Source organism: Alteriqipengyuania sp., assembly GCF_964222115.1.
Taxonomy (GTDB): Bacteria; Pseudomonadota; Alphaproteobacteria; order Sphingomonadales; family Sphingomonadaceae; genus Alteriqipengyuania.
On sequence record NZ_CAXQBM010000074.1, the window covers coordinates 1 to 12,798 of the forward strand.

The following is a 12,798-nucleotide window of genomic DNA, read 5'->3' on the forward strand; positions in this document are numbered from 1 at the left end:
AGTGCAGTTCGCCGCGGCTCAGCGCTGGCTTCAGGAGGTTCGAAGCATCCATGCTGCCTTCGGACGCGCCGGCGCCGATCAGCGTGTGCATCTCGTCAATGAACAGGATGATCTGCCCGTCGGAGCCCTTCACCTCGTCGAGCACGGCCTTGAGCCGCTCCTCGAACTCGCCACGATATTTCGCGCCCGCGATCAGCGCGCCCATGTCGAGCGCCATCAGCGTGCGGTTCTTCAGGCTGTCGGGCACGTCGCCATTGGCAATCCGCAGCGCGAGGCCCTCGGCAATAGCGGTCTTGCCGGTGCCCGGTTCGCCGATGAGCGCGGGGTTGTTCTTCGTCCGCCGGGCGAGGATCTGCACGGTACGGCGGATCTCCTCGTCGCGCCCGATCACCGGATCGAGCTTCCCATCGCGCGCCGCCTGCGTCAGGTCACGGGCATAGCGCTGCATCGCATCATACGCCTGTTCGGCATTGGCGCTGTCTGCCGTGCGTCCGCCGCGCAGCTCGCCGATGGCCTGCTCCAGCGCCTTCGCATCGCACCCGGCATCGGCCAGCACGGCGCCCGTCTTGCTGTTCGAAGCAAGCGCCAGCGCGACCAGCATGCGCTCGACGGTGACGAAGCTGTCGCCCGATTTCTCGGCAATCTGCTGCGCTGAATCGAGCACGCGCACCGCATCATTATCGAGGCCGGGGCTCGCCTGCGCACCGCCGCCGGTCACCGCCGGGATACGGCCCAGCTCGTCATCGACCCGCTGTTCGGCCTTCAGCGGATCGCCGCCGGCACGCTTGACCAGCCCGGCCGCCATGCCTTCGCTGTCGTCCAGCAGCACCTTGAGGATATGCAACGGCGTAATCCGCTGGTGGTTGAGGCGGATTGCGGTGGTTTGCGCGGCTTGCAGAAAGCCCTTTGCGCGATCGGTGAAATTTTCGAGGTTCATCTGCGGTCCCCTGGTTCCAACTTGCCACCGAGATAGTGTTACCCGACCGTCACGTAAGGGGCGGGTGTGAAAATTTGCCTGCCTGGTCGACCTTTGCATATCCCGGCGGGACGAACGACCAGCATCGGGGCCACCTCACTCATACCATTGACAATCGGGCGCGAAATGCGCACGTCCCGCCCCTGCTATTCGGAGCCGTGCCACGTGATGCATTGGGTCAGGCAGGTTCCCGCCTTCCTCGAAAAACACCGCAGGACGATTGGCTGGCTTTGGACCGCCCTGATCGTCGCTGTCATTGCGCGCCAGCTTTATAACCTGGGCCTGCGTGACGTGTTGGGAGAGCTGCCCGACGAGGCGATGTTCTTCGTCCTCTATGTGCTCGGCTTCATGGTCGGCCCGCTGTGCGAGAAGTTCGGCTTCCGGGTCATCTGGCCGGGAACCAAGACGGCCACGTGGTACGCGCTGCTTCGAAAGCGCGCGCTCAATTTCGTGGTGCTGGGCTATTCGGGCGATGTCTGGTTCGCCATGTGGGCGCGCAAGAAGCTGAAGCTGCCCGCCAAGATAGCGTTTCATGGGGTGAAGGATTCGACCATCCTGGCCGGGATCGCATCGGCGGTGTTTACCGTCATGTTGGTCGCCAGCTTTGCCCTATCGGGCGAAGATGCGCTGATCGCCCGGATCATCGGGCGGACGGAAGGCCCCATGCTGGCGATGGTGCTGGTGGGCATCATCGGCGCAGCGGCGATCATCATCTTCCGCCGATCGGTGTTCAAGGTCAGCCCGGTGCAAGGACTGATCGTTGTCACGATCCACATGGTGCGCCTTGCGGTCACCAATATCTTCCTGATCCTGCAGTATGCCGTGGTGTTGCCCTTCGTCCCGCTGGAAACCTGGCTGCTGTTCGTCACCGTGCAGATGCTGATCCAGCAATTGCCGCTGATCCCCAATCGCGACCTGCTGTTCCTGGTGGTGGCGATGGAGATCACGCGCGGCATGGGCGTGGACCAACACTCGCTTTCGGCGCTGCTGGTCGCGACCACGCTGTTGCGGCAGATCGGTAATACGGGCCTGCTGATCGCGACGACGATCCTCGCGCCCAAACTCGCCCCCGAAATTGCCGACAGACCTGAGTCGGATTGGGCGGAAAAGCTTGCTAGTGAGAATGGAAGGGCCGGACAGCAACCGGCCGAGTGACCGATAAACGGGTGGGGATTTATGAAACGCGTTCTGGCAATTGCTGGCTTTCTCGTCGTTGCGGTGGTGCTGATCGCAGCCATCGGCCTGATGGTGTGGGAGCCTTTCTTCGCGCGTGACGGCGTTGCACCCGAAGGCGATCGCACCTACACGGCGGAAATCGTCCGCGACGAATTCGGCGTTCCGCATATCTATGGCGCAACCGACCCGGACGTCGCCTACGGCGTGGCCATCGCGCATAGCGAAGACGATTTCACGACCTTGCAGGATGTCGTCGCGATGAGCCGCGGGCGCTACGGCGCGATCGCGGGGCAGAACGGTGCCTCGGTCGATTACGTGTACCACCTGCTCGACGCGCGCGGCATTGCGGAGCGTGAATGGGCCAGCCTGCCCGAAGACACGCGCGCCCTTCTCGATGCCTATGCGGTCGGCCTGAACGACTATGCGGAGCAAAACCCGGGCGAGGTGAAGCTGGGCAACATGTTCCCCGTCAACGGGGTGGACATTGCCGCCGGCTTCGCGCTGCGCCAGCCGTTCTTCTTCGGCCTCGACCGCTTCCTAGGCCCGCTGGTGGCAGGAGAGCCGCTGCCGCCCGAATACGGCCCGCAGATTCCTGCAAGCGACCTCGCCCCGCCCGAAGACGGGCCGCGCATCATGGAAGAGCCCGAGGCGCAGCCACTCGCGCGGGCGAGCGACCCCACGCCCGGTTCGCTGCGCGACGATTTCCGCCATGCGGGCTCTAACGCCTTTGCGGTTTCTCCCGAGAAGTCAGGCGGCCCCACGATCCTCGTCTCCAACGCGCACCAGCCGTGGCGCGGCCCGGTCGCGTGGTACGAGATGGTCGTCGAAAGCGGCGAAGGATGGCACTTCGCAGGCGCCAACTTCCCCGGCAGCCCCTTCCCCTTCCTCGGCCATAACGAGAACCTGGGCTGGACCAATACGGTCAACACGCCCGACATGATCGACATCTACCAGCTGGTGCTTGACGACAGCGGCACGCGCTATCGTTTCGATGGTGAATGGCGCGACCTGGAGGCGACCGACGTGACCCTGCCGGTCAAGGTCGGGCCCTTCACCTTGCCGGTCGGCCGCACGGTCTATCGCAGCGTCCACGGCCCGGTCATCAAGAACGACAAGGGCGCCTTCGCGGTGCGCTTTGCCGCGCTCGGCAGCATCGACCAGCTGGACGCCTATTACCGCCTGAACAGGTCGGAAAACCTCGCCGAATGGCGCGAGATCATGGCACGCGGGCAAATCCCCTCGACCAATTTCATCTATGGCGATGCCGAAGGGAACATTGCCTATATCTATAATGCGGCGATCCCCGACCGGCCCAAGGGATACGACTGGCGCGGCGTCCTGCCCGGCGATACCAGCAAGGCGCTGTGGACCGGCAAGGTGCCCTACGAAAGCCTGCCGCAATACTTCAATCCGGCCAGCGGCTGGGTGATGAATGCGAACAACACGCCCTTCCTTGCCGCCGGGCCCGGCAGCGATCTCGACCCGGCCGATTTCGCACCGGAAATGGGCGTCGAGCTCAAGATGACCAATCGCGGGCGCCGCGCGTGGTCGCTGATGAGCGAGGCGGACGTCATCGACCGCGACACGCTGGCCCGGATCAAATTCGATACAGGCTATGCCCGAGAAGGCTATGTCGCGCGGATGATGGACGAGATCGAGGCCATCGACCCGCGCGAGCATCCCGAGCTTGCCGAGGCGCGCACGCTGATGCTGGAATGGGATTACTCGGCGGACAATATCGGCCGCGCGGATTCGATCGCGCTGCTGGTGATCCGCGAATTCATGTCGTCCGCCTACAACAAGAAGCCGTGGCCCGACGTGGTCGAGGAACTGACCAAGGCGAAGGACCACCTACAGACGCATTTCGGGCGCCTTACCCCGCCGATGGGCGAACTGCTCCGCCTGCGTCAGGGTGAGGTCGACCTGCCGCTGGACGGCGGCTCGGACACGTTGCGTGCCTCGACCACCTGGGATGTCGAGGATGACGGGCGGCTCGCCGTGCGTCACGGCGACAGCTTCATCATGTGGATCGAGTGGCTGAACGGCCAGCCGGTCGCCTCGCGGTCGATCCAGCCCTTCGGCGCAGCGACTACGCGGCCCGACAGCCCGCATTACGCCGACCAGACTACGCTCTTCGTCCAGCACCGCTTGAAACCGGTCCACTTCTGGCGAGATGATGCATTGACCAATGCCGTCACTCGCCAGACCGTTTCGAGCAAGCGCCAGTAGCCTGCGCAAACACTTCTTTTTCAATCCTTTTCTGACAGGGACAATCACATGCTTCGCACATCCATGACCAGCCTCGCGGTTCTTGCGATGGCCCTCGCCACGCCAGCCTATGCCGACGATCACGAAGTCGCGCCGCTCGAAGAACTGGTCGAGCAGGTCGCCATTCCCTACCAGGAATTCGAACTCGGCAACGGCCTGACCGTGATCGTGCACGAAGACCGCAAGGCGCCCATCGTCGGCGTGGCAGTGTGGTACAATGTCGGCGCCAAGGACGAGCCCGACGGGCAGACGGGTTTTGCCCACCTGTTCGAACACCTGATGTTCAACGGATCGGAAAACGCGCCGGAGGATTTCTTCCAGTACCTGCAGGAAATGGGCGCGACCGATTACAACGGCACGACCAATTTCGACCGCACGAACTACTTCCAGACCGTGCCGACCGGCGCGCTGGAGCGTGCGCTGTGGCTGGAAAGCGACCGCATGGGCTATCTGCTGGGCGCGGTGACGCAGGAGAAGCTCGATAACCAGCGCGGCGTCGTCCAGAACGAAAAGCGTCAGGGAGACAACCAGCCGGGCGGGCTGGTGTTCTACGAAATTATCGAGACGCTCTACCCCGATGGTCACCCCTACGATCACACGACGATCGGCTCGATGGCGGATCTCGACGCCGCAACGCTCGACACGGTGCAGGGATGGTTCCGTGACAAGTACGGCCCCAACAACGCCACGCTGGTGCTTGCAGGCGATATCTCGGCGGACGAGGCACGCCCGCTGGTCGAGAAGTATTTCGGCCCGATCGCACGCGGCCCGGTGAACAACCCGGCACAGGCCGAGGTACCCGTGCTGACCGAGAACGTACGCAAGGTGATGAAGGACAAGGTCGCCGCGACGATCATCGATCGGTACTACTCCGTTCCCGGCATCACCGACCGTGACCTGACCTCGCTCACCGTTGGCGCGCAGATCCTTGGTGGCCTGTCCTCCAGCCGGCTCGACAATATCCTTGTGCGGGACGAGCAGCTGGCCGTGGGCGTCAGCGCCGGAAACTATGCGTTCCAGCGTGTCGGCATCCTCAACATCGGGGTGACCGTGAAACCCGGTGTCGATCCCGCGAAGGTCGAAAGCCGCCTGGACGAGATTATTGCTGCCTACATCGCCGAAGGGCCGAACGAAGACGAGGTTCGCCGCGCGGCAACCTCCAGCCTTGCAGGCACGATCCGCGGACTGGAGCAGGTCGGCGGGTTCGGCGGCAAGGCCGTGACGCTGGCGCAGGGCGAAGTTCTGGCCGGCGATCCGGGGTTCTTCGAACGCCAGCTGGAAATCCTGGCCACGATGACCCCCGGCGACGTGAAATCGGCGATGCAGAAATGGCTCACCCGTCCCTCGCTCACCATGGTGCTCGAACCGGGCGAACGTGAAGGCGAATACGAAGAAGCGGCAAGTGTCGGCGCAGCGGCGGAAACCACTGACGAAGCGGAGCCCGCCAGCAACGAAATCACCGTGACGAAGGTCCGCCCCGCACCCGAAATCGCACAGCTGACCGCGCTCGACTTCCCCGATGTGGAGCGCGCCAAGCTCTCGAACGGCATGGATGTCTATTACGCGCAGCGCGATGCAGTGCCTGCCACGCGCGTGTCGATCAGCTTCGATGCCGGATCGGCAGCCGATCCGGTGGACAAGCGTGGGCTCGAAACGCTCACGCTCGGCCTGATGGAAGAAGGCACCACGTCGATGTCGTCGCGCGAACTGGCCGAGGCGAAAGAGCGGTTGGGCCTGAATATCGGCTTTGGCGGCGGCTCCGACCGGTCCAACATCACGCTGTCCGCGCTCACCGCCAACCTCACGCCCTCGCTTAACCTGATGGCGGATATCGTGCGCAATCCGGCATTCGACCCCAATGAGTTGGAGCGCGTACGTGCGCAGACGATCACGGGGATCGAGCAGAGCCTGCGTTCGCCCTCCAGCCTTGCCTATCGCATCGCTACCCCGCTCGTTTACGGGGAGAGCAACCCCTATGGCGGATCGGGCACGGGCACGGTGGAATCGGTGACCTCGATCACGCGCGACGATCTGGTGGCCTTCCAGCAGACGTGGCTGCGGCCCGACAATGCCGAGCTGTTCGTCGTGTCCAACCTCGCGCTGGCCGAAGTCCTGCCCGGTCTGGAGGAGGCGTTCGGCAACTGGACTCCGCCGACCATGCCGAAGGGGCAGAAGGACTTTTCCAATCTCGCCGAGGCTCCGCGTTCGTCGCGCGTTGTCCTCGTCAACCGGCCCAACTCGCCGCAAAGCTACATCGTTGGCGGGCAGATCACTCCGGCGTCGGGAAGCGACGAGACGATCAACGACCTGCTCAATGCAAACAACGCGCTGGGTGGCAACTTCCTCGCGCGGCTCAACATGAACCTGCGCGAGACCAAGGGCTGGAGCTATGGCGTGCGCGGCGCACCCTCGGTTGACGAGAATGCCGTTGCCTACTTCGTGCAGGCCCCCGTGCAGGCCGACCGGACGGGCGATGCGCTGGCAGAGATCATCCGCGAGGTGAAGGATTTCACAACCAGCCGCGGAGTGACCGATGCCGAGCTGACCCGGATCGTGAATAACGAAATCCGTCAGCTGCCGGGCCAGTTCGAAACCTCCGGCGCAGTGCTCGGCGCGATGCAGCGCAACGTGCTGTTCGATCGCGAGATGGACTATTACGAGACGCTGGCCGACACCTATCGCGCACAGACCGTGCAGAGCCTGGACGATGCAGCACGCGCGGCGATCAGCGCAGACCGCTTCGTGTGGGTCGTGGTGGGCGATGCCGAACAGGTCCGCCCGCAACTGGACCAGCTGGGCTTGCCGATTGAAACCATCGAGGCCCAGTAACGTTGGCGAAGTAACGTTATTGACACGAGTGTAGGTACGGGCGATTGCCCGGCCTACTCATCCAAGCGAGAGGAGAAGCGAGATGTCTGTAGCAGGTACCTATGATTGCGTCACCAAGAGCCCGATGGGCGACCAGAAGGGCACCTTCACCGTTGTTCCCGGCGATGATGGCAACACTTTCACCGGCTCGATGGCGGGCGGCATGGGCAGCATGGATGTGGTCGACGGCAAGATCGACGGCAACAAGCTGAACTGGAAGATGAACATGACCGTCCCGATGCCGATGGAACTGAACTGCGAAGCCACGGTCGATGGCGACCAGCTGACCGGCAAGGTCAACGCAGGCGCCTTCGGCGACATGCCACTGACCGGCGAACGCCAGGGCTGATCCACCCGATCGATGCGATTACGAAGGGCCGTCGGAGCGATCCGGCGGCCTTTTTTACAGGCTTGGCGACCGGCGAATTTTGTGCAGAACTTGCGCGAAGGTCGCCTGACGAGGGGAGTCCACGGTGAATCGTACAACCGCAATCCTGATCGGCGTGATCGTGCTGCTGGTCGGCGCCGTCGCCTTCCTGATGGGTCAGCGCACCGGCGATGAAGAGAACCCCGCCGGTTCCGACGAAACCATCCTGTCCAGCTCCACCGATGACGATGATGCGGCATCGGATGCAGAGCCGGAAACTGCCGTCGCGCCCAAGCCCTTGGCGGTACGGATCGGACGCGACGGACCGCACGAAAGCGCGTGCGACCGGATCGGCCGGGTCGCCAACCTGCCCGGCGGCACGGACGATTTCCTGTCCGTGCGCGAAGCGCCGACCACCGATGCCAAGCGGATCGACAAGCTGGACGACGACGCGCCGTTCTATGTCTGCGACAGGCAAGGTGCATGGTATGGCATCGTGTACCTCTCCGATGGCACGCTACCCACGGACGACCAGTGCGGGCTCGATAACTCGGTCGGGTCGGTGCAACGTTATTCCGGTTCCTGCCTGACAGGCTGGGTTTCGAGCCAATATGTGGAAGCCAGCGGCGCGCAGGATTCGGACGCGCCCTATGTGGCAGAGGCCCCCGCCCCGCAGTCTCGAACGGTACAAGTCAGCGCGACCGGGCCGACAGACGTGATCGCGTCTGTGCGCATGTCGCTGAAAGCGCAGACCGAGCACGGCAAGCCAGTCGGGCAGCGGCCCGACGGCAACCGGGCGAATTGCCGGGAGACGGGCACGGGAGATGCCGCCTGGACTTGTACTGCGACCTACACGATCACTGACTGACTAAGGCTTCCTAGGCCGGATCGCCTGATAGGCAGCAGCCGCCACCGTGTTTGCAAGATTGAGCGAGCGCACCTTGTCGCTGCGCATCGGCAGGCTGACGAGCGCCTCTGCATGGGCATCGACGATGTCTTTGGGCAGCCCCTTCGTCTCGCGCCCGAACACCAAATAAGCGTCGTCCGGGTAGTCGGGTTCGTAAAAGCTGCGCTGCGCATATTCCTCGAACAGGAACAGTTGGTCGGGCCGCGGCGCGCGCTCGGCAAGAAATGCGTCCCAACTGGCAAACTCCGCCAGCCGGATATGCTGCCAGTAATCCAGCCCCGCCCGCTTCAGCCGCGTATCGGTGATGGTGAAGCCAAGCGGGTGGATCAGCACAAGCTCCATGTCGAGCGCCACGCACGTACGCCCCACCGCTCCGGTATTACCCGGGATTTCCGGATGGACGAGGACGATGGAGGTCACGGCCCGCTCAGCCGTCAAGCTTGTCCTTCAACAGCTGGTTGACCACCGCCGGGTTCGCCTTGCCCTGCATCGCCTTCATTGTCTGGCCGACGAAGAAGCCGAACAGTTTGTCTTTCCCGCCGCGATACTCGGCCACCTTGTCTTCGTTGGCGGCGATGATCGCGTCGATCGCTTCCTCGATTGCGCCGGTATCGCTGACCTGCTTCAGGCCCTCTGCATCGGCGATCTCTTCCGGGTCACGACCGGTCTTGAGGACGATCTCGTAGATTTCCTTGGCCTGCCCGCCCGAAATCTCGCCCTTGTCCTGCATCGCGAGGATGCTGGCCTGCGCTTCTGCCGTGGCGTTCGCAGGGTCGGCCTCCTCACCGAGCGACTTCATCACGCCCGGCGCGACCGACAGCGCCCAGTTGGCAACCTGCGTGGCCACGGCCTTCTCGGGCTTGCCAATCTTCGCCGCCGTGGCGGATAGCAGCGTTTCGAACCGGCCGAAAGTCTCGACCTCGGCGGTCAGTTCGCGCGCATTGTAAGGCGTCAGGCCCAGCTCTTCCTCGTAGCGCCGACGCTTGGCGTCAGGCAGTTCGGGCAAGCTCTCGCGACACTCCGCAAGAAACGCATCGTCGAGTTCGAGCGGAAGCAGGTCTGGATCGGGAAAGTAGCGATAGTCGTGCGCGTCTTCCTTGCTGCGCATCGTGCGCGTGGTGCCGGTGCCCGGATCGAACAGGCGCGTTTCCTGATCGACGCTGCCGCCGCTCTCGAGCACATCGACCTGGCGGTTCGCTTCGTACTCGATGACCTGCATCACGAAGCGCACTGAGTTGACGTTCTTGGTTTCGGTACGGGTGCCGAATTCCTCGCCCGGCTTGCGCACGGAGACGTTGACGTCGGCGCGCATCGAGCCTTCTTCCATATTGCCGTCGCACGAGCCGACATAGCGCAGGATCGACCTGAGCTTGCGCACGTAAGCGCCTGCTTCGGCAGGAGACCGCATGTCCGGCTTGCTGACGATTTCCATCAGCGCGATGCCCGTGCGGTTGAGATCGACGTAGGACATCGTCGGGTGCTGGTCGTGCATCAGCTTGCCCGCATCCTGCTCCACATGGATACGCTCGATCCCGATCACCTTGTCTTCGGGGATGCCCGCCTTCTCGTCCGCCTCGATCAGGAGTGAGCCTTCGCCCACAATCGGATGATAAAGCTGGGAAATCTGGTAGCCCTGCGGCAAGTCGGCGTAGAAGTAGTTCTTGCGGTCGAACCGGCTCCACGCATTGATCTGCGCCTCGATCGCCATGCCGGTGCGCACCGCCTGCCGGATGCATTCGCGGTTGGGCACGGGCAGCATGCCGGGCATCGCGGCGTCGACCAGCGACACCTGCGTGTTGGGCTCTGCCCCGAAGGCGGTGGAGGCACCGCTGAACAGCTTGGCGGCGGAGGTGACCTGCGCGTGGACTTCGAGGCCGATCACGACCTCCCATTCGCCCGTCGCGCCCTGGATACGATATGTGCTCATGCCGCTTCCCTTAGCCGTGCTCAGAAGGTTGGTGCAATCGCTTCTGCGCGGGCGGCATCCCGGCGCGCGACGATTTTGCGCGACCATTCGCGCGCCGGGCGCTCGATCCAGCGATAGGTGCACCAAGAGACCAGGATTACCACGCCGAGCATTCCGAATGCCACAAGGTCCGCGACGATCCTTTCGAGCACTGTACCGCGAGAACCTGGGACCGGGCCGATGGTCGGATCGAACCAGCCGAGATTGGCGGCCAGCATCGCAATGGTCAGCAACACCGCAGCGTGCGTCATGTAGATCGAATAGGACAGCGTGCCGAGCAGTACCGGAAAGCGGCGCATCAGCAGGTGCGAGACCCAACCGCGCTCATGCGCCAGCACCAGCAGCAAGGCCGTAAACAGGAAGGGAATGCCCGTGCGCAGCGGGATGGTCGGCGCAAAAGTGATGGCAAGCACGCACAGGAGCACAAGGCCCAGCTCAAGCACGGTCGTCAGCCCGCGCGGTAGCAGCCATGCCCCGGTGAACCGTCGATGCCCCTCCCATGCTATCACGCCGAGCGAAAAGGCGAACAGGCAGCGCAGCAGGTTATAGGGATTGAGGCCGAGCGGCATGGGCTTGATCCCCATGTAATAGAGCAGCATCGCGCCCCCCGCCCCTGCCGCAATGAAGGCGAAGACAATCGCTGCACTGCGCCCGAGCCATGCAAAGGCCAGCGCGGCGATCAGGTAGGTCCACAGCTCCACCTCGATGCTCCAGCTCGGCCCGTTCCAGCCGCTGGTACCGGGCGCGAAATTCTCGACCATCAGCAGCGCACGGACGAACTGGCCCGGTTCGTGGGACCCCATCTGCCATGCGATCGCGTCTGCGGGAAAAACCCCTGCCTCGCGCAAGCCCACCAGCCCCGCGAACACCACCAGCATCGCAAGGTGGAGCGGATAGAGCCGCCCGAGCCGCAGGAAGGCGAAGCTGCGCATGGGAAAGCCCTGCGCGAGCCGCTCGCCATAGCTGGCGGCGATCACGAAGCCGCTGAGCACGAAGAAGAAATCGACGAACAGGTTGCCGCGCGCAATGAAGGTGGAGCCGGTGATCCACCCCGCCCCGAACACATGCAGCAGCACGATGATGCAGGCGGAGACACCGCGCATGCTATCCAGCGCGACGAAGCGCCGGGGGGCTCGCTTATCCGGTGATGAGGCCGCCTCGGCTATCGTTTATCCCCCCTTTGAACGTCACGTCCGGGATGAAAGCGTGCCCGAATATTGCGCAACCTGCGAGAGTGTGAAGGCAGGAGCCAGGGACCACACGCCGTCAGCCCTGCTCGCCTGATCGCCAAGATTATCAGTCTCGGCGCCACCTTCTCGCAGCCAGCCGATCACAGCGAGAATGATGAACCCAACCACCGCGAGGATCACGAGAAAGGTCAGTACGTTCAGGCAGCCTCGCATCCTACCACCACTTCTCCGCCACGGCATCGAACCCGCTGCGCTGCTCGATCGCGAGGCCTGCATTGAGCACGCCCTGCTCGTCGAAGGGCTTGCCGATGATCTGCAGGCCCAGCGGCAGGCCATCGCTGTTGAGCATGCCGGGCATGCTCATCGCGGGCAGACCGGCCAGCGAGGCGGGCACCGCGAACACATCGTTGAGGTACATCGCCAGCGGGTCGGCGTTCATCTCGGCCAGCGGGAAGGCGGCGGTGGGGCAGGTCGGCCCCAGGATCAGGTCGCAGCTCTCCCACGCCTTCTCGAAGTCCTGCGCCACCAGCGTGCGGATCTTCTGCGCCTGCGTGTAATAGGCGTCGTAGAAGCCCGCGCTGAGCACATAGGTGCCGATCAGGATACGCCGCTTTACCTCGTCGCCGAAGCCTTCGGCGCGCGTTGCGGCGTACATATCCTGCAGACCGCTTCCCTCTGGCAGGTTGCGCAGGCCGTATCGCACACCGTCATCGCGCGCGAGGTTGGACGAGGCTTCTGCCGGGGCGATGATGTAATAGGCGGGGAGCGCGTATTTGGTGTGCGGCAGCGAGATATCGACGATTTCCGCGCCTGCATCGCGCAGCCATTCCTTGCCGCGTTCCCAGCTCGCGTCGATTTCGCCGTCCATCCCGTCCATGCGATATTCGCGCGGGATGCCGATCTTCTTGCCCTTGAGGTCCGCGTTCAGGCCCGCTTCCCATTCGGGCACGGGCATGTCGAGCGAGGTCGAATCCTTCGGGTCGAACCCGGCCATTGCCTCGAGCATGATCGCGCAATCGGTGACGTCGCGCGCCATCGGCCCCGCCTGGTCGAGCGAAGACGCGAAGGCGACCACGCCCC

Annotated in this window: 11 protein-coding genes; 5 read left to right on the forward strand and 6 right to left on the reverse strand. The window is 63.8% G+C overall.

Going from position 1 to position 12,798, the window contains the following annotated elements; translation table 11 throughout:
• The coding region (locus ACEQXE_RS11680) for a Clp protease N-terminal domain-containing protein (protein WP_370179539.1) at window positions 1–937 on the reverse strand (937 nt) is incomplete at its 3' end.
• A gap of 165 nt (window positions 938–1,102) precedes the next feature.
• Here ACEQXE_RS11680 and ACEQXE_RS11685 point away from each other — a divergent pair.
• From ACEQXE_RS11685 to ACEQXE_RS11705, 5 genes are all read left to right on the forward strand, one after another.
• Window positions 1,103–2,131: a hypothetical protein gene (locus tag ACEQXE_RS11685; protein ID WP_370179541.1), complete on the forward strand. Its 1,029-nt coding sequence runs from the start codon at window positions 1,103–1,105 to the stop codon at window positions 2,129–2,131.
• Window positions 2,132–2,152: 21 nt separating this feature from the next.
• Window positions 2,153–4,381 (forward strand): penicillin acylase family protein, encoded by a 2,229-nt coding sequence (locus ACEQXE_RS11690; protein ID WP_370179542.1) that lies wholly within the window; start codon window positions 2,153–2,155, stop codon window positions 4,379–4,381.
• Window positions 4,382–4,429: 48 nt separating this feature from the next.
• Entirely contained in the window at window positions 4,430–7,249 is a 2,820-nt protein-coding gene (locus ACEQXE_RS11695) for a M16 family metallopeptidase (protein WP_370179544.1), read from the forward strand.
• A gap of 82 nt (window positions 7,250–7,331) precedes the next feature.
• Window positions 7,332–7,637, forward strand: a complete 306-nt coding sequence (locus tag ACEQXE_RS11700; protein WP_370179547.1) for a hypothetical protein — start codon at window positions 7,332–7,334, stop codon at window positions 7,635–7,637.
• A gap of 124 nt (window positions 7,638–7,761) precedes the next feature.
• Window positions 7,762–8,523, forward strand: coding sequence for an SH3 domain-containing protein (locus ACEQXE_RS11705; RefSeq protein ID WP_370179548.1), 762 nt, complete (start codon window positions 7,762–7,764; stop codon window positions 8,521–8,523).
• On the opposite strand, the gene ACEQXE_RS11710 is transcribed toward ACEQXE_RS11705, so the two are convergent.
• The 5 genes from ACEQXE_RS11710 to ACEQXE_RS11730 form a co-directional block, all read right to left on the reverse strand.
• Window positions 8,524–8,982, reverse strand: coding sequence for a tRNA (cytidine(34)-2'-O)-methyltransferase (locus ACEQXE_RS11710; RefSeq protein ID WP_370179550.1), 459 nt, complete (start codon window positions 8,980–8,982; stop codon window positions 8,524–8,526). It abuts the gene before it with no gap.
• A gap of 7 nt (window positions 8,983–8,989) precedes the next feature.
• Window positions 8,990–10,489 carry an Asp-tRNA(Asn)/Glu-tRNA(Gln) amidotransferase subunit GatB gene (gatB, locus tag ACEQXE_RS11715; protein ID WP_370179552.1) on the reverse strand — a complete coding sequence of 500 codons (1,500 nt, stop codon included), beginning with the start codon at window positions 10,487–10,489 and terminating at the stop codon, window positions 8,990–8,992.
• A gap of 20 nt (window positions 10,490–10,509) precedes the next feature.
• Window positions 10,510–11,694, reverse strand: coding sequence for an acyltransferase family protein (locus ACEQXE_RS11720; RefSeq protein ID WP_370179558.1), 1,185 nt, complete (start codon window positions 11,692–11,694; stop codon window positions 10,510–10,512).
• Window positions 11,695–11,715: 21 nt separating this feature from the next.
• Window positions 11,716–11,931, reverse strand: a complete 216-nt coding sequence (locus tag ACEQXE_RS11725) for a hypothetical protein (RefSeq protein ID WP_370179554.1) — start codon at window positions 11,929–11,931, stop codon at window positions 11,716–11,718.
• 1 nt (window position 11,932) lies between these two features.
• Window positions 11,933–12,798, reverse strand: an 866-nt coding sequence (locus ACEQXE_RS11730) for an amidase family protein (RefSeq protein WP_370179556.1), incomplete at its 5' end; no start/stop codon positions are given.